At 34.2% G+C, this 18580-nt stretch carries 14 protein-coding genes; 4 read left to right on the top strand and 10 right to left on the bottom strand.

Annotation, left to right across the window (positions count from 1 at the left end; translation table 11 throughout):
- Positions 1-158: 158 nt before the first annotated feature.
- The 4 genes from V8G69_RS11785 to V8G69_RS11770 all read left to right on the top strand — a co-directional run bounded on the left by V8G69_RS11785 (position 159) and on the right by V8G69_RS11770 (position 3402).
- On the top strand, positions 159-308 hold the full coding sequence (locus tag V8G69_RS11785) for a hypothetical protein (protein ID WP_394882143.1): 150 nt from the start codon (positions 159-161) through the stop codon (positions 306-308).
- Between the two features lie 12 nt (positions 309-320).
- Complete coding sequence (locus tag V8G69_RS11780; RefSeq protein WP_394882142.1) at positions 321-659, top strand: hypothetical protein; 339 nt, start codon at positions 321-323, stop codon at positions 657-659.
- Between the two features lie 9 nt (positions 660-668).
- Positions 669-2627 carry a KUP/HAK/KT family potassium transporter gene (locus tag V8G69_RS11775; protein WP_394882141.1) on the top strand — a complete coding sequence of 653 codons (1959 nt, stop codon included), beginning with the start codon at positions 669-671 and terminating at the stop codon, positions 2625-2627.
- A gap of 421 nt (positions 2628-3048) precedes the next feature.
- Positions 3049-3402, top strand: a complete 354-nt coding sequence (locus V8G69_RS11770) for a transposase (protein ID WP_394882140.1) — start codon at positions 3049-3051, stop codon at positions 3400-3402.
- A 1182-nt stretch (positions 3403-4584) separates the two neighbouring features.
- Here V8G69_RS11770 and V8G69_RS11765 read toward each other — a convergent pair.
- From V8G69_RS11765 to V8G69_RS11720, 10 genes are all read right to left on the bottom strand, one after another.
- The gene (locus tag V8G69_RS11765; protein WP_394882139.1) at positions 4585-5844 is read right to left on the bottom strand and encodes an alginate export family protein; all 1260 of its coding nucleotides are present in this window, start codon (positions 5842-5844) and stop codon (positions 4585-4587) included.
- A 37-nt stretch (positions 5845-5881) separates the two neighbouring features.
- Entirely contained in the window at positions 5882-6715 is an 834-nt protein-coding gene (locus tag V8G69_RS11760) for an ABC transporter ATP-binding protein (protein ID WP_394882137.1), read from the bottom strand.
- A 15-nt stretch (positions 6716-6730) separates the two neighbouring features.
- Complete coding sequence (locus V8G69_RS11755) at positions 6731-7576, bottom strand: ABC transporter ATP-binding protein (RefSeq protein WP_394882136.1); 846 nt, start codon at positions 7574-7576, stop codon at positions 6731-6733.
- A 20-nt stretch (positions 7577-7596) separates the two neighbouring features.
- Positions 7597-8706: an ABC transporter permease gene (locus V8G69_RS11750; RefSeq protein ID WP_394882135.1), complete on the bottom strand. Its 1110-nt coding sequence runs from the start codon at positions 8704-8706 to the stop codon at positions 7597-7599.
- Between the two features lie 26 nt (positions 8707-8732).
- Positions 8733-10109, bottom strand: coding sequence for a CmpA/NrtA family ABC transporter substrate-binding protein (locus V8G69_RS11745; RefSeq protein ID WP_394882134.1), 1377 nt, complete (start codon positions 10107-10109; stop codon positions 8733-8735).
- 275 nt (positions 10110-10384) lie between these two features.
- Positions 10385-11137, bottom strand: coding sequence for a Crp/Fnr family transcriptional regulator (locus V8G69_RS11740; RefSeq protein WP_394882133.1), 753 nt, complete (start codon positions 11135-11137; stop codon positions 10385-10387).
- A 239-nt stretch (positions 11138-11376) separates the two neighbouring features.
- On the bottom strand, positions 11377-12807 hold the full coding sequence (locus tag V8G69_RS11735) for a rubredoxin (protein WP_394882132.1): 1431 nt from the start codon (positions 12805-12807) through the stop codon (positions 11377-11379).
- Between the two features lie 88 nt (positions 12808-12895).
- Entirely contained in the window at positions 12896-16420 is a 3525-nt protein-coding gene (locus tag V8G69_RS11730) for a molybdopterin-dependent oxidoreductase (RefSeq protein ID WP_394882131.1), read from the bottom strand.
- 113 nt (positions 16421-16533) lie between these two features.
- A complete protein-coding gene (locus V8G69_RS11725; RefSeq protein ID WP_394882130.1) occupies positions 16534-17967 on the bottom strand; it encodes an MFS transporter in 1434 nt (477 codons plus the stop codon).
- 186 nt (positions 17968-18153) lie between these two features.
- Positions 18154-18549, bottom strand: a complete 396-nt coding sequence (locus tag V8G69_RS11720; protein ID WP_394882129.1) for a hypothetical protein — start codon at positions 18547-18549, stop codon at positions 18154-18156.
- Positions 18550-18580: the final 31 nt, after the last annotated feature.

The raw sequence follows: 18580 nt of genomic DNA, 5'->3' as shown, positions 1-18580 counted from the left end.
CTTTTTATTATGTCGGTTATGGATGTCTTTAAGAAAAAGTAAAACACTGTTTTTTACAACTCTCATCTTTATAAAATTTTTATACTTCTGTCTATAAACTTGATGATTTATATATTCCTTTCACCCGAACTTTGTAATAACAAAACTTAATAAGTAAAATGGGATTTTTCTACGATGAAGGTGACAGCAAAACTTACGAATCTATTCAGGATTGGCACAAAGAAATCGAACATTTAATTGTGCCATCAATTGTTATGGTAATTCTTGGAATAGTCGTTTTCATCTACTTCAAATATTTCTATTTCTAAAATAAAGATTGAATGAAAAAAAGTGAAATACAAATTACTAAACCTATAGCCGATACTATTGCAAAAATATGTTTTGATACTGTTGAATTTTCCCGTTTGTATGACCAAGACAAGGGTGTTCAACAGATTTTCCAATGCAATGACAACATAAAAAAAGGCTTGAAATGGTTCATTGGCTCTGAAACTAAACAAACAATGGCAGAAAATGTAATGGTTTACAAAAAAGCTGTAAAAAATACTTTGGATGTTTACAACAACCTAAAACTTTCATTTACTGACAAGGAAAAAATCATCAGTACACTTATCAATTTAAACCAACATTTAACCGAATTACAGGAGCAAATCAAATAGCAGACAAAAATGACTGGACATAAAAACGGAATAAACGACAAGGTTACACTCGGAACGCTTTTGGTAGCATTGGGCATTATTTATGGTGATATAGGTACAAGTCCACTTTATGTACTCAAAGCCATTGTAGGTGAAAAAGCCATAACAGAAACATTGGTTTACGGTGGTATTTCCTGCGTGTTTTGGACAATAACTTTTTTGACCACCTTAAAATATATCGTTTTAACATTACGAGCCGATAACCACGGTGAAGGTGGTATTTTTTCATTGTACGCTCTGGTAAGACGCTATGGTAAATTTTTAATTTTTCCTACAATGATTGGTGCTGCTACAATGCTTGCCGATGGTATGATTACGCCACCTATATCGGTGTCTTCGGCTGTCGAGGGAATTACCAATATTAAGGCTTTGGAAAGCCTACCGACAGTTCCTATCGTCATAGCCATTTTATCAGCCTTGTTTTTCTTTCAGCGATTTGGCACACACAAAGTAGGTGGAACATTTGGACCAGCTATGCTAATCTGGTTCACAATGCTTTCCACTTTGGGTATTTCACAAATTATACAACATCCGCAAATATTCAAAGCACTTAATCCTGTTTATGCTTTTGATTTTTTGGTTAATTATCCGGGCGGATTTGCATTGCTCGGTGGCGTATTTCTTGCCACTACTGGTGCTGAAGCTTTGTATGCCGATTTGGGGCATTGCGGTATAAAAAACATCCGAATTACTTGGGCTGGTGTAAAAACCGCTTTGTTGCTCAATTATATGGGGCAAGCTGCTTGGATTATAAACTTGGGTGAAAATGCTACTCTTGATGGAAGAAATCCGTTTTATGAAATTATGCCGAGTTGGTTTTTAATAGCAGGAATAATCATCGCCACTTTTGCTACCATTATTGCATCCCAAGCTATGATAAGTGGCAGTTACACCTTGATTAGTGAAGCAATGAGTTTGAACTTCTGGCCACGTGTGGCAGTCCGCCAGCCCTCGGAAGTAAAAGGTCAGATTTATATACCAACAATTAATTTGTTACTGTGGATTGGTTGTGTTTTTATGGTACTTCATTTTGATGATTCTACAAAAATGGAAGCCGCTTACGGATTGGCAATCACAATTACAATGCTAGTTACTACCTATTTGCTTTCGTATTATTTGCGTTTCCGTTTAAAGTGGAACGAATTTTTTGTTTATCCCTTAATCTTGTTTTTTGCAACTGTAGAAACCACTTTTTTCTTTGCCAATGCAAACAAGTTTTCAGAAGGTGGTTATATCACTTTAATTATTGCTTTAGGATTTATTTTTGTAATGTATTCAGTATATTATGGAAGAAAAATCAGAAATAGGCTTACCAAATTTGTGGATATAGGAAAATACGTAAAAATCCTGCAAGAATTAAGTGCTGATGAAAATATACCAAAATATGCCACACATTTAATTTATCTTACGAAAGCCGATTTTAGACACCAAGTAGAACAAAAAATCATTAAATCCATTTTAGCAAAAAAACCCAAACGTGCCGATGTGTATTGGTTTGTCCATTTAAACCGTACGGATGAACCTCATACACTTTCTTATGACGTGTCGGAATTGGTGGATGACACCATTATTAAGGTCAATATTAATGTTGGTTTTCGTATTCAACCAAGAACCGAACTGTATTTTAAGAAAATTGTTAAAGATTTGGTTATTAATAAAGAATTAAACTTACATATTCGTCCTGACGGTTCGACCAAATACAACAATCAACCAGATTTTAAATTTGTTGTAATTGAAAGATTCCTTTCGGTTGAAAATGAGTTTTCTATGCACCAAGGCTTATTACTTAATTCCTATTTCTTTTTCAAACGATTAAGCATAAGTGATGAACGCTATTTTGGGCTTGATAAAAGCGATGTCGAACTTGAATATTCTCCCTTACTTTATCATCCTGCTGATGAAATTACACTGAAGCGAGAAGATAAATAAATTGAGTATTTTGGAATTTATTTCAATTTCAAAAAATTCTACACAAACCATACACATTTGCAAGTCGCACAAGCCAACGCAAAAAGCCAAAACTTGCAAAAGAGTATGGCTTTTCCAACCCTGGCTGACAAAAGAAACGAAAAGTACGAACGCACAACAGCCGTATATACTAACCTTAATCCTCTCTTTTGTTCTTTCTGATTATTATCTAATTTAATGAATAACAAACTTAAGACGTATATAAAAAATAGCGGTTTCAGTGCTTAATCAAAGTGAAATTTATATATTTAAGGTCAGTTATAATCCGAAAAGTAAGTGCTTAAAATCCGCAACTTTTCATATACAAGACCGTTACACAACATTTTGACCCGTCCTGAAATAAGGCTACATAATTTCAAACATTATGTACAAAAATGACAAAGTGATCAGACGGTATTCAGAACCTTTCAAACTGAAAATTTTAGAAGAAATCACAACGAGCAAACTAAACAAGAACCAATTAGGTAAACTCTATGGCATTGCTCCTACTACCATTAATGAATGGATCAGGAAGTACAATCGTAAAGACCTTATCAACACCAGAGTAAAAGTGGAAACGAAAGACGAGATAACTCGAATTAAAGAACTTCAAAAAGAGATTGAACAACTTAAAAAACTACTCTTAAAAAAGGATCTGGATGCCCTGGTATTGGATTCGTACCTGGAAGTAGCTGCTGAAGACCTAGGCTATAAATCTGTTGCTGAACTAAAAAAAAAGCTAAGTACAAAGCCCTGATCATAGCCAAAGAAAAAGCTAAGGGATTTGCTTCTTTAACTACTATAACCAATTGTTTTGGACATAAACGCAATGCTTACTATAAGTATAAAAATAGGGCTGATAAGCGTTTGACCCGTCCTGAAATAAGGCTACATAATTTTAAACATTATGTACAAAAATGACAAAGTAATCAGACGGTATTCAGAACCTATTAAACTTATAGTAAATTAAAATATTTCAAAGTTTTATATTAAGAAAAATTTAAATAATTATATTATTTACTAAAATAGATCTCCTTTAAACTATTCTAACTTTTAAATTTATTTTTGTTAAATTGCATTAAATAATTTTAATAATCAGAAGGGTTAAAACTGCATACGTTTTTGCATACGTTTTTATAATTTTTATGGGTTTTTGAAATCAAGTTTGTGCTTAAAAATTTTTTTTGGCAGAATTCATAACCCGGAGGTCGCGGGATCGTGCCCCGCTCTCGCTACAAGTAATAAAAAGGGTTTCAAGATATTGAAGCCCTTCTATTTTTCATAAAAATAGCTAGGGTAAACATAGGTGCAAAATTTCTTTATTTTCTAGAAACTCATATTCACTACCTACATCTATTGACTTCAATTGAAATTAAAAAATTTTAATTGAAGAGATTTCATGATAAAGATTTTAGTTTTTTAAACTCTCCAATCAGAAACTTTAAACCAAAAGATAATTTTATATAATCTGTCTTTTAAATCCTTGTTTTAATTATTGCTTACTAGGAACCGTATCAATAAACGTGTAAAGTAATGTCAACCACATTAAAGCTGAAACAAAAAAATTAAGCGAACATACAACTACATGTTTTTTAGACATTGACATTTTTTAAATATAAAAATAAGTTGCCATATAAATATAAAATTATATTAATTGTTCTTGTTAAGGGTTTATGTTAAATAAATCATAGATAATATTTTAACTATTACTTGATAAATAAAAAATTTGTAAAAATGCAAAACACGATATTAAACAGTTTATAAAAGTACACTTGATTTAGTTATTTTAGAATCAAACGATAAAACTGTTTTGAAATTTTGTAATTATATTTAAAAAAAATCCCATTTTCATGGGATTTTTAAAATTAAACTAAATGACTAATTTTGCATTAACAATAAAAATTAACTTTAACTGTCTAAACAAAAAACAGATTAAAATTTAATTCAAAAATTTAGGTTTAATAGTTAACATCGCCCAAGCCCAATTTTGACCATTGGCAGCCTCATCTTTTGTTGTTCCTTTTAACTCATACATACCATCGTTGGCAAACATTTGAGAATATCCTATGGCAAGACCAGCTCCTTTTAATTTAGTGTTAAATACTAAATCTACTTCTGTTCCTAAAGATTTATCACCGCTTGGTAGTTTTTGTTCACCACTAAAATTCAATACTTTTAATAACAGCCCAGATTTTTCAGATAATTTAAAATTAGCACTAGCATGGATATCAACCAATCCTACTGAATTAGCATGGTTGCCTACATAAAAATAATCCATAAACCCATTGAATTTGTGGTTTGTACCATACAATGGGAAAAACGCTGCCGAATTATCTTTTTTGCCACTGGTGATTTCTGCGCCTAAGCCAAAACCTACTTTACTGGACGCTTTTAAACTTAAATCCAAACCAGCTAAATAGGCCCCTTTCACATCAACTTCATTTTGTCTTTCACCTGTTTGAACAAATATATTTCCTTCAATACCAAAACCTCCTTTTTTATAACTTAAATGAGACCCAACCGTTAACAAACTACTTACAGTGCCCGTAGAAACCCCTGAAGCTAAGTCTTGGAATGTAGTGTTCAATGCTAAGAAACTAGCACCAAAACTTTCCCATTGTTGTTTTAAATACACATATTCCATGGCTTTGTATGAAAAAAACCCAGCAGTATTATAATCGGTTCCTACAGAAGAAAACCCTGAAAGATCTGCTTTATCTTGATTAAAAGCCAAACCAAAATCAAGCATGAATTTCTCTTTTTTGTACTTTATAAGTGCTGCATCGTGATTACGAGCTTGTTGCGTCCATCCTACAGAACCAAAGATACGTTGATCATCATAATCAATAGTTTGTCTACCTAATTTTGTAGACCATCCGCTACCTAAATCTACATCGGCCCAAGCTTCAAAAACAGAAAAGGAATTATTGGAATCGGTGGGCAATAATTGCCTATTTTCTCCCCAAGTCATAACATCTTGTAGGCTTATATAAAGTTTATATCCTTCTGTAGTGTATCCCGTATTAAGTCTTATCCTTGTTGAAGTTCCAAAGCCTGCATCGGCTCCATCGGCAATAATATTACCATAACCATGGCGATATTCTGTTCTTGGACGGAATTCCCCGTCTAATGTAAATTGTGCTTGCACAAATTGCAAACATCCTAATAACAGTCCTAGTATTACGTATTGTTTTTTCATTTTTTTGTTTTAAGTTTTATTGATTTGTTTTAAGTATTTAATGTTCTAAAAAGTCTATAAGATGCTTTCTATATTTATAATAATCGTCATGTTCTAAAACTGCCTTTCTAGTTCGTGGCCTTTCAAAATTAATGTCCAATATATCTCCTATTTTAGCTCTGGGGCCACTGGTCATCATCACAACACGGTCTGCTAAAAAGATAGCTTCATCCACATCATGAGTAATCATAACAGCTGTAATTTTTTCTTTGTTCCAAATTTCAATTAGAATATCTTGAAGTTCTCCCCGTGTTAATGAATCCAACATTCCAAAAGGTTCATCCAACAGCAATACTTTTGGTTTTATGGCAAACGCTCTGGCTATACCAACACGTTGTTGCATGCCTTGAGAAAGCTCATTAGCCTTTTTATTAAAGGCATCTTCAAGACCTACTTTTTGAAGATAATACTTAGCTATATCTGTTCGTTGCGCTTTGGTAGCATGTGGAAATACTTGATTGACTCCTAACATTACATTTTGAAGTGATGTCATCCATGGCATTAAACTAGGTGATTGAAAAATAACACCTCTATCTGGTCCAGGTCCTTTAATATGATGTCCTAAAACGGCTATATTTCCACCAGAAATTGGGTTTAATCCAGCTATCATGGACAACATGGTGGTTTTTCCGCAACCAGAGTGTCCAATAATAGTCACAAACTCTTCTTTCATGATTTGAAGATTTAAATCTTCTAACACGACATAATCACCTTTGGGTGTTGGGTACACTTTTTTAAGTTTAGACAAGTCCAACATTACATTGGAAGGGTACATAATACCGTTTTCTATATCGAAATGCCTGTTTTTTTGATCTATAATTGTACTGCTCATCCTTTTGTTTTTATGTTAAAATTGACCTGCAAAGCTTTTCGGGCTTAAATCTGGCAAAACGTATTCTTTTTGTACTTCAGATTTACGCTCATTGCCAATATCCATCAAAAATTCAATGATAGCGTTACGTGTCTTTTTAAAGTTAGGATTGTCATTCAACGCTGTTTTATCCCTTGGGCGTTCAATATCAATCTTGAATTCTGGTCCCAAAGTGGCTTTAGGCCCTGGGCGCAACGGAATAATTCTGTCTGCCATATAGATGCCCTCATCCACATCATTGGTAATCAATAATGCAGTGCGTTTATCTTTTCCCCAAATGTTTAATATTTCGTCTTGTAAATTGCCTCGTGTTAAAGCATCAAGCGCCCCTAAAGGTTCATCCATAATGATCATTTCAGGTTTCATTGCCAAGGCTCTGGCTACAGCAACACGTTGACGCATACCTCCGGACAATTCCTTTGGGCGTTTATTTATGGCAGGTGTTAAGTTTACCATTTCCACATAGTCGGCAACAATGGCATGTAATTCTGATTTTATTTTCTTCGGAAACGCTTCTTTTACAGCCATATATATGTTTTGCCCCACCGTTAACCATGGGAGCAATGAATAATTCTGAAAAATAACCCCACGCTCATGGCTTGTCCCAACAACAGGTTCTCCTTTAAACAAAACCTCGCCTTTAGTTGGTTCCAACAATCCGTTTATAAGATTAACCAGTGTGGTTTTTCCACTTCCCGTAAATCCAACAATAGCAACAAACTCACCTTCTTCAATGGTTAGATTGATATTGGAAAGCACCTGTGTAGCTGTCTCTCCTTGTCCGTAAGTTTTGTAGATATTTTTTAATTCTAGATAGGCCATGACTCAAGTGTTTTTATAGATTATATTCCATCGTTTTTGCTGAATGATATCATCTTTTGAATGGTCAGCATAATTCTGTCAAGCAAAAATCCTATGAGACCAATAACAAACATGGCAACAATGATTTTTGAGTTAGAATCCACAGCTCCATTTTGAAATTCTTCCCAAACAAAAGACCCTAAGCCCGGACTTTGTGCCAATAATTCTATGGCAATCAAAACCATCCACGCTACAGATAATGTAATTCTCAACCCTGTAAAAATCAATGGCAAAGACGATGGCAATATCACTTTGAACACCTTTTGAATTGGACCAAGTTTTAAAACTTTCGCCACATTGATGTAATCTTTATCTACCGAGGACACCCCCATAGCCGTATTGACCAAAGTAGCCCACATAGAGCAAAGCCCTACGCTTATAAACGAAATGATAAAAGAACTATCCCCACTAGAGTCTTTGTTAAGCGTTTTAACAATCATGAAAACCAATAACAACCAAACAACAGGAGATACAGGCTTAAAAATTTGTATAATCCAGTTTACCGAACTTCTCAACGTTTTGCTCAATCCAATAACAATTCCAACAGGAACAGCGATAAAAAGTGCCAACAAAAATCCTGCAAAAACCGTTTTTAAACTTGTAAGTATTTGATCTACAAATGATGGTCTACCCGTATAAACAATAGGAGCTTCTCCATTGGCTATACGCTTTGCATTAAGTGCCTCTGTTTTTTCTTTAAAGGCTTGTTTATCTGCTCTAATAGTGTAATGATCTGCGAGCAAGGTTTTGTACGATTCCCAAACTTGCGCAGGAGATGGCAAGGTGTTTGGCTGACAAGAAATATCTCCCGAAGCAATACAAGCTCTTACCTTCTCTGCCTCTGCCGGACCTTGCTCTACCAAAGCTTTGTTTATTCTATGATCAGCTTCAATATTGTAAAGCCTTTTTGAACCTATGTGCCATAAGCCGAAGAATAAAAAAATGGAAGCAAGAGGCACTATCACTTTTCGTAAGAAGTTTTTAAAGTCTTCTTTCTCAAGCTTCCCAGTGAACACGTTTTTTACTGTTCCTAAAAATCCTGTTAAACCCATAAACTTGGTTACTTTACCTAATGTCATGCTTTGCTTCATTTTTTTTGAAATTTGAATATTATTTGTTATTTATCCTTGTTTCCTATTTTGAAACTGTTGATATAACCAATTGGGTCTTTAGCATCGTACTTTGTACCATCTATAAAGTCAACTGTTGCCGGTTTATAGCCATCTGTTTTTGGAACATCACTAGCTGGGATTTTGCCTTCCTTAACCAACATATCAGCCGCTTTTTTCCAGATATCTGGACGATAAATGTTTTTAATGGTCTTTTCATACCAATCAGCCGGTTTAGCTTCTGGAATTTGTCCCCATCTGCGCATTTGGGTCAAAAACCAAATACCATCAGAATAGAACGGATAGGTTGCATTGTACTTGTAGAATACGTTGAAATCTGGCAAGTCACGTTTATCACCTTTTTCAAACTCAAACGTACCTGTCATGGAATTTGCCAAAACGGCTTCATCTGTACCAACGTATTGAGACATTGATAGTATTTTAACAGCCTCTGCCCTGTTTCCTGGCTCATCTAACCATTTTCCAGCTCTAATCAACGCTTTTGTAACAGCCACAGCTGTATTTGGATATTGCTCAATAAACTTTTTGGTCATTACAAATACTTTCTCTGGGTTGTTTTTCCAAATTTCATAGTTGGTAACCACAGGAACACCTATACCTTTAAATACAGCTTGTTGGTTCCATGGTTCTCCCACACAGTATCCATAAATAGTTCCTGCTTCAAGGGTTGCTGGCATTTGTGGTGGAGGTGTTACAGATAATAACACTTGCGCATCAATTTGACCTTGAACATTATCGGCAGTGTACATTCCTGGGTTGATTCCTGCTGCTGCTAACCAATATCTTATTTCGTAATTATGTGTAGACACAGGAAATACCATTCCCATTTTAAATGGTTTACCAGCATTTTTATATTCAGTAATTACAGGTTTTAAAGCGTCAGCTTTAATGGGATGAATTGGTTTGCCATCAGCATCTTTTGGTACATTCGCTTTCATTTTTGACCAAACGTCATTAGATACGGTAATACTATTTCCGTTTAAATCCATTGAAAAGGCGGTGACCAATTCGGCTTGTCTACCAAAACCAGCACCTGCAGCAATTGGCTGACCTGCCAACATGTGCGAACCATCTAATTGTCCGTCAATAACACGGTCTAAAACGTTTTTCCAGTTAGATTGTGCTTCTACAGAAACAAACAATCCTTCATCTTCAAAAAAACCTTTTTCTTTTGCTATGGCCAATGGTGCCATGTCTGTTAATTTGATAAATCCAAACGTTAACTGCGGTTTTTCAATAGCTAATTTAGTTTCGGCTACAGCCTTATCGGCCGCAGCCTCTTTTTTTTCAGTCTTTCCTCCGCAAGAAAATAGCAATGCTGAAAGAGAGAAAAATAATGATGCTTTTGTAATCAATGATCTCATATTGAATGTTTTTAAATTAATTCTAAGTATTAATACTTATTTGTAGCAAATATATAAGTAGTTCAAAAAATAATCCATGATTAACTACATGTAAAAACATCTTTTTATACCACAAAAAAACATGCTAAAAAGCATATTTTAAACATAAGTAATTGATAAACAGTCATGTAGATATTACTTATCATATAATTAAAGAGTACGTAATCAAAACAATTTTCCATAAAAAAACCACCTAAAGCGGTGGTTCCTGAAAATATATAACTTATAAAGAATCATCAACTCCCTAAGAAATAATGGTGCTCTTCAATTTCCTGTTTAAGTAATCTTTCATTTAAAATTCCAATTCTTTTGCCATTGGCTACAATCAGTTTTTCCTTTTTTAACAACGAAAACACACGGATTACCTGCTCCTCGGTTGTACCTGCAAAATCAGCATATTCCTTTCTGCTCAGAATTAAATCCAAATAATTATTTTTTTGATTGAACTTTCTATTAATATACAATAAGGTGTCAACAACTCGTTCCCTTACAGTCATTTGGGACAAAGACTTTACTTTAGATTCACTCCTATTAAGTTCATTGGCATAAAACAGCATCAAATCATAGGTAAGTTCGGGATACTTTAACAACATGTCTTGAAGCACATCTTTTGAAAAGTAGCATAATACCGTATCCTCTAATGCAATAGCGCCTATGGAATAATATTCCTCTGTACCAAATCCACGGTGACCAATGATCTCTCCTGACTTTGCGAAGCGCACTATTTGCTCTCTACCATTAATACCAGTTCTAAAGACTTTCACTTTACCTCTTAACACAAAGAAAAGGCCATTAACAGGAGCTCCTTCAATAATAAACTGTTGACCCTTTTTACATTTAATTTCGGTCTTTTTGTCTAAAAAACTTGATGTAATTTCGGGCTTCAAATTTCGTTTAATTAAGCAGTTGTAATTCTCACAAACACCACATGACATCCCATAAATAGGTGTCTTTTTTGATTTATCATGAAATGTTTTAACTGCCAACATTTTATTTAAAATTTGTGATTGTAATTTTTTAATTAGATAAATATAAGTAATATTACTTAATTTTATACCAAAACTACTTATTTTTTAAATAAAAAGTCAATCTATAAAAGAGAATTCTTAAAAAATGTTATTACTCAAATCTACATCGAGTGATTTCAATTAAATGATAGTCCATGAAATTGGCAAACTATAAATTAATTAAAAGGGGTTGAGTGATGTGATTGAAAATATTTAGCACCCTACTTAACAAGTATCTTCTTTTTAAAGCTGCTTTTTGGAGCTTCACAAAGTGAACAGATATAATCATCAGGAAGACTTTCAAAAGAAGTGTTAGGTTCAATATTTTGGGTTATATCACCATAAATTTCATTATAAATAGTTAAACACTCTTTACATTGGTAAACTTCTTCTTCAATGGTGTCAATTACCACCTTAGAACTACTTAAGTCTTCTCGTTCTGTTCCTAATTCCTCAAAATACAATTGGCTCAATTCCATTAGCAAACCTGGCAATTCCATTTTATCAACATCTTGAACATGTATGATGTAGTCTCGTGTATTTGGGTCGAAATTTTTGGCATACAACAAATTATAGGTATCACGAATTTTAAAATCGGTTAAACCTTTTGGCAGTGTATTTTTTTCAATAACAATGGATGTAAAATAATAACCCTCTCTAGTATAATCCGTGATCCCAAACGTTAATCCATAGGTACTAATATCATTCTTGTCAAAATTAGTTACCAAGAATTTTTTTAATTTGATAGCTTCTTTATTGGCAACTGGCAAATGCCAATTAAGCTCCAACATAGAGTGGCGTACATTGATACCGTGCTTGCCTAAAAATTTTTCCCAAAGTAATTTTGACTTCATTGGAATTCCTTTCACTATAAACGATTTCCATGGCGTGATTGATATTTTACCTATTTTACTTTCTGAACACAAATCGCACATTGCCTTTAAAAAAGACAGATCGTACTTATTGTTGCGCCAATAAAGTCCTAACCAATATTTATCCGCACCAATACGGTTCATGCCTTCATAATACGGAAATGGATAAAACGGCACTTCAAGTGGTTTATCTATTGTTCTGTTATTCGTTTCTATAGTATCTGTTACCAACTCAAAAATCATCTCAATGGTTTCTGGATCTTCCTTTAAAATAGCCTCGATAGCCATGGACACTCTATCTAAATCCCAGCTGTAGATAAGTGCTGGATACATTTGGGTTTTTTCCCATTCCGGAAGCCTAACATATAAATACCAATAATCTTCATATTCTGAAGCAATGAAGTTTAAGTGTCCTGTAAATAAAGGCACTAACCGTTGTTTTGGATCTGTGATATTGACTTTTAATTTAAGTTGTTTTCTAAACTGTTCCAATATATATAAATACCTATCACTGGTAAGCCAAGAAGTGCTTGGAAAAATATCTGCTGAAACATAGGATGACACAATATTCTCATAGCCAACCGTATTTGACTCTACAATTTGAAGATTATCAAGTTCTCTCAGCTTTTTTTGGTCAATTACCTTAGGAAACAAAATATCCTGTCTAGAACCAAAGGAAATGGTTTTTAATCCTAAACCTTCAGCCACTTCACAAATGTATTTCAATTCTCCTGGTGATAACACACCGCCATTGACTATAATTCTATTAAGATCTTTCATCTGTTTAAATTTATTTGTTTTTCAATAGTCAGATGGAAAGCTCTTTTTGAACATTTCGAATGTCTTGCAAAATTTGTTAATGGGCATTTCATGATACCAATACGTTTGTGTTATTGAGTATTTCACGAACTTCTGTTTTACAACTACCACAACCCAAGCCAGCACCCGTTTTATTACAAAGCTCAGTAAAATTGTCACAACCATTTTCAATAGCTTCCTTAATATTGCCTGCTCCAACTTGACTACAAGAACAAACCAATTTACCAATAACGGGCTTATCATTAGAAGCACCACGCAATAAGGTATTACGTTTATCTGCCATTTCAATTTTGCTCTCAATCATGGTTTTAAATTCGGCAAATTCATTTTTATCTCCCATTAAAACAGCTCCTACCAACAAATCGTCTTTAACAATACATTTTTTATAATACCGCTTAGAAATATCCGTGAATATCACTTCCTGATAACTATCGTCATTTTCAGGTACGTCGATTTCTCCAATGCTGCATAAATTAAGGTCATTAAACTTTAAAATGTTCATTAATACTGAACCATTGTAGGCACAACTTACATCTCCTGCTATAAAGTTGGCCAAAATGTTTGCCTGCTCTTCAGCTGCAGATGTTATCCCGAACAACTGGTTATTGAACTCTGCAATTTCACCAATGGCAAAAATATCTGGGTGTGATGATTGTAAATGCTGATTTACCTTTACACCACGACTGCAAATAATGCGATTTTCCTTAGCTATTTCTATATTTGGCACGGTTCCAATGGCATACACTATAGCATTGGCCGTAATGAGTTTTCCACTTTTTAAATTGATATTAAGCTCGCCAGTATCAGCATCATCAAAAACGGTACTTACTTCATTATCAAAATAAATTTGAATACCTCGCTCTTGAACATCAAGGGCCAACAACTTACTGGACACTTTGTCCAATTGTCGTTCCATAAGTCTTGATGCGCGCTGCACTATGGTTATTTTTACATCTTTATGTTTTAAGGCAGCTGCTAATTCCAACCCTAACAATCCACCACCAACAATAACAACGTGCTGTTGTTCTGGCGGTAAATTTGTGTTATCCAAATACGCCTTAAACCTATCCGCATCACTTTTATTTCGCATGGTAAACCTTCCAGGCAGATCAATATTCACGTCTTTAGGAATAAAGGGCCTACTTCCTGTTGCCAATATAAGTTTATCAAAGGCATAATCATCACCAATATTATCAGTGATTGTTTTGTTTTCTGAATCAATTTTTGTTATAAAACTTTCAGGGTGGATTTTGATATTTAGTTTTTTTAGCTCTTTTTCCTTAATTTTTAAAAGTTGTTCCCACGTTAGCTCTTCTGTAACATATTCTGGCAATAAAACCCTATTATAAAAAAGATTGGGCTCTTTTGAAAACACATGGATTTCATCCTCTTCATTAAATTCCTTATAATTTTGAACAAACCTAAAAGCGGCTGCCCCAGCACCTACTATGATGATTTTCTCAAATGGTTTTTTGTACTTTGAGACTGAAACGGCGGTAAATTTAAAATCCGGTTCTTTTGATTGGGGGTCAACCATGGTATGTGTTAAATTGTTGGCTCGATTTAAATCGCTTTGCAATTGTTTGCCCCAATGCATTGGTAAGAAAACAACACCTTTTCTTATGTTTTCTGTCACATTTGCCCTTACCCGTACTGTGCCATGGATACTTTTTATTTCAGCAATATCACCATTTTTTATTTTGCACAAAAAGGCATCAATTGGGTTTATTTCCAAAACAGGCTTTGGATAATGTGTTTTTAATCGAGACACCTTTCCTGTTTTGGTCATGGTATGCCATTGGTCCCTTACTCGTCCCGTTGTTAAAATCAAAGGGAAATCCATACTAGGTTTTATAGACCGATTATCTATATGACTTGGCACATTAAAAACCGCCTTTTGTGATGGTGTATAAAATTTTTTGTCTTCAAAAAGCCTTGGTGTTCCAGAATGTCTGTATTCTGGAACTGGCCATTGAAATGTTCCTTCATTTTTTAGCCTATCATAATTTAAAAATGAAATGTCCATATTGGTTCCTTTGGTCATGGAACAATATTCACTATAAATTTCTTCAGTACTATTGTAATTGAACCCTCTAAAACCCATTTTTTGAGCAAACTCACAAAGTATTTCCACATCTGCTTTTGCTTCACCTGGAGGGTTTATTTCTTTCGGTAAATAGGAAATTCTACGTTCTGAATTAGTCATTGTTCCTTCTTTCTCCAACCATCCTGCAGCAGGAAGCACTAAATCTGCATACTCTACAGTATCTGATTTAAATGAAATATCCTGAACCACCACAAATTTGGCATTTTTCATTGCTTTTTCTATACTGTGGGTGTTTGGCATACTCACCAACGGATTAGTACAAATAATCCAAACAGCCTTAAGTTTTCCTTTTTCAAGGGCACTAAACATTTCCGTGGCCGTATATCCGGCCTTATCTGAAATTTTATCAACACCCCAAAACTGTGCTACTTCACGACGGTGTTCTTCATTAAAAAGGTCTTTATGAACTGCTAATAAATTTGCCATGCCTCCTACTTCACGACCACCCATAGCATTAGGCTGTCCTGTAAGTGAAAATGGCCCAGAACCCGGTTTACCGATATGCCCAGTTAAAAGTGACAAATTTAACAACGCAAAATTTTTATTGGTTCCTATGGCACTCTGGTTAAGCCCCATGGCCCACATACTTATAAACCCTTTTGACAACCCAATGATAGTAGCCGCTTTCCGTATGTCATCTTCTGAAACCCCACATAATTTTGAAGCTTCCTTTATGGATTTAGAAAATATTTGCTCTTTATATTTATTAAAGTCTTCTGTATGATTTTTTATAAAATTTTCATCCGCCAAACCACGCTCAAAAATACGCCTTCCAATCGCGTTATAAAGAATGACATCGGTTCCAGGGATCAATTGCAAATGCAAATCTGCAAAGTTTGCCGTATCTGTTTTACGTGGATCTACTACTATGATTTTTACATCCGGGTTTTGTTCTTTATGCTTTTCAAGTCTTCTAAACAATATGGGGTGACACCATGCCGGATTTGCTCCCGTAATAAGAAAACTGTCAGCCAATTCAATATCTTCATATGAGACGGGTACACTATCTTCTCCAAAGGTCTTTTTGTATCCCACTACCGCGGAGCTCATACATAAGCGCGAGTTGGTATCAATATTGTTAGTGCCCAAAAATCCTTTTGCAAGTTTATTTGCGATATAATATTCTTCGGTTAAGCATTGACCAGACACATAAAAACCAACACTATCTGGCCCATGCTTTTTAATAATTGATTTAAAAACACTACTTGCTCTCTCTAATGCATCATCCCAACCAACTCGTTCACGTGGATGCGATCTGCTCCAACGCATTTCTGGATATAAGATTCTATCGGAAACATCATTCACAACATAATGTAAATTCATTCCTTTAGAGCACAACATACCTTTGTTGACGGGATGGTCTTTATCTCCTTCAACCAAAACCTTATTATTAATATCCTTCTTAATAATAATCCCGCATCCTACACCACAATACGAACAAGTCGTTTTTACCTCATTTTGAATCATTATACCACTGAATTTTACACTAATTAAGAAAAAAAATAACGACAAACAATAGATGAACTACATTATTCTGAATACGTTAAAAAACCTACCAGAAACTTATGAATTAGTAATTATTATCCTTTAGTTTTTATTTTAATGGGAACAAGGTCATCTAAATATACATTTTTATTTTCAACCATAACGTCTTCATTTTCTGTAGAAAAACGTATAGCCAGTGCTAAAATTGCCGTTACCATTACCATACATCCAATCAACAAATAGCCACTTGAAACCGCCTGGGAAGAGGCTGTTGATTGGGCTGCTTTTATTACATCTACTCCTAGTCCTTGATTGGCCACAATAGCAGCTTTTTCAGCAATTGCAGATTTAGATTTAAGCAATAAAGCTGCAAAAAATGCTCCTACATTACCACCTGCACCAACAATACCTGAGACTGACCCAATAGCTTTTTTATTGATAAAAGGCACTACCGAAAATGTTGCTCCCTCGGCCATTTGAACCGACAAACTAAATAAAATCAAAAACAAGATCCCTAATATGATACTGGTAATTCCTGAAAAAGTAACCAGCATGATTCCCTGAAGCGCAAGTATAAATGACAAAAATAGCACCCTGCCACGTAATCCTTTTAATTTACCAAACTTATCCCCAAAATAGCCTCCCAATGTTCTTGCGAAAATATTCATCAATGCAAACGACAACACAATGTTTCCTGCCGTTAATCTTTCTAAATGAAATGTATTTTGAAGATAATCGTCCATAGTACCATAAACCGTAAGTTCAATACCAAAACAAGCCGCATAGACCAAGAACAGAATCCATATTCTATAATCTTTAATCACTTCTAAAAATCCGACTTGATCTTTCTTGGTGCTTACTTTTTCTCCTGAAGCTCTTAAATCCTTAAAATTACCTTCAGGCGTATCTTGGGTAAAAAAATAATATACAACACCCATTAACAAACAAATAACACCCGCAATTATGATGGAATATCTCCAAGCATCAGATTGGGCAACGCCCAAACCAATGACCAACGCCGCAATAAAAGGCATCCCCAAACGATTTGCGCCGCCTCCTAAATTTCCCCAACCAGCAGACGTTGCATTTGCGGTACCAACAACATTTGGAGCAAACATCAGTGATGTATGCACTTGCGTTATCACGAAAGACGCTCCAATAAAACCAATAAGTAATCTACAAATAAGAAATTGGAGAGGCGTTTGCACAAAACCACATAATATGACTGGGATGGCCCCTAAAACCAAAAGCCATGTATAGCAAGTTCTGGGACCATATTTATCACATAATTTACCAATAAGCAATCGGGCAAACACAGTTCCAGAAACAGCTAAAATAATGGAATTCCATTTTTGATCCGGTGTTAAACCTAAATCTTTAACCACATCTGGCATAAAAGGAATTATGCCAAACCATGCAAAAAAGCACATAAAGAATGATATGGAAGTTATCCAGAACGTACGCACAGGAACGCTCTTGAAATCTAACAAATTAAGTGTGGCTGCTTTAACTGATACAGAATTTTTCATGTCAAAAAAATATTTTATACTCACAAAAATAAGTATAATTACTTAATTTAAACATTAAAAATTACGTATTAAAAAATTAATATGTATTTGATAATTATCAAAATCTGTTTTTAAGAATCTGTTAAAAAAACAATAAATTATAGAGAAATTATATGAAATAGTAAAACTAAATTAAATATGAAACCATTAAAGTTGATTTAGTTTAATCTTTATCCCCGCTTTAATCTTTTGCAACTCTGAAAATTGCTGTTCAATACTATTAGTCATGGATTGAATATTAGCTTTACTAAATTTCATTGTAGATAATTTAGTATAAACTCCCTCTGAAAGATTTTCTTTATATGAATCTTTCATGTGAATCAAATAATCTCTAAAAGTCACGTCTGAAAACATTAGTTTATCCCATGAATCCGATTTATTAGCATATTCTTCAATGCTTTCTTGAACAGATATAGAAAGCGTTTGTGTTGCTCTAAATATTGCTTTCAAATGATTTAGTTCATCATCTGACTTTTTAAAAAAACTATAGTAAAAAGTAGCTAAAGCAATTAATAATCCGAAAATACCAATAAAAAGTTCCATTAATATGTATCTACTAAATCTTAATTCCTCA

The sequence above is a fragment of the Gaetbulibacter sp. M235 genome (assembly GCF_043876835.1).
In the GTDB taxonomy this organism is placed as follows: Bacteria; Bacteroidota; Bacteroidia; order Flavobacteriales; family Flavobacteriaceae; genus Yeosuana.
Note: the sequence above shows the minus strand (reverse complement) of the source record. Positions and strands in the feature narration are given on the sequence as shown.

Coding starts and splice junctions, on each gene's coding strand:
- V8G69_RS11785 (WP_394882143.1), top strand. CDS start 159: ATGGGATTTTTCTACGATGAAGGTGACAGCAAAACTTACGAATCTATT.
- V8G69_RS11780 (WP_394882142.1), top strand. CDS start 321: ATGAAAAAAAGTGAAATACAAATTACTAAACCTATAGCCGATACTATT.
- V8G69_RS11775 (WP_394882141.1), top strand. CDS start 669: ATGACTGGACATAAAAACGGAATAAACGACAAGGTTACACTCGGAACG.
- V8G69_RS11765 (WP_394882139.1), bottom strand. CDS start 5,844: ATGAAAAAACAATACGTAATACTAGGACTGTTATTAGGATGTTTGCAA.
- V8G69_RS11760 (WP_394882137.1), bottom strand. CDS start 6,715: ATGAGCAGTACAATTATAGATCAAAAAAACAGGCATTTCGATATAGAA.
- V8G69_RS11755 (WP_394882136.1), bottom strand. CDS start 7,576: ATGGCCTATCTAGAATTAAAAAATATCTACAAAACTTACGGACAAGGA.
- V8G69_RS11750 (WP_394882135.1), bottom strand. CDS start 8,706: ATGAAGCAAAGCATGACATTAGGTAAAGTAACCAAGTTTATGGGTTTA.
- V8G69_RS11745 (WP_394882134.1), bottom strand. CDS start 10,109: ATGAGATCATTGATTACAAAAGCATCATTATTTTTCTCTCTTTCAGCA.
- V8G69_RS11740 (WP_394882133.1), bottom strand. CDS start 11,137: ATGTTGGCAGTTAAAACATTTCATGATAAATCAAAAAAGACACCTATT.
- V8G69_RS11735 (WP_394882132.1), bottom strand. CDS start 12,807: ATGAAAGATCTTAATAGAATTATAGTCAATGGCGGTGTGTTATCACCA.
- V8G69_RS11730 (WP_394882131.1), bottom strand. CDS start 16,420: ATGATTCAAAATGAGGTAAAAACGACTTGTTCGTATTGTGGTGTAGGA.
- V8G69_RS11725 (WP_394882130.1), bottom strand. CDS start 17,967: ATGAAAAATTCTGTATCAGTTAAAGCAGCCACACTTAATTTGTTAGAT.
- V8G69_RS11720 (WP_394882129.1), bottom strand. CDS start 18,549: ATGGAACTTTTTATTGGTATTTTCGGATTATTAATTGCTTTAGCTACT.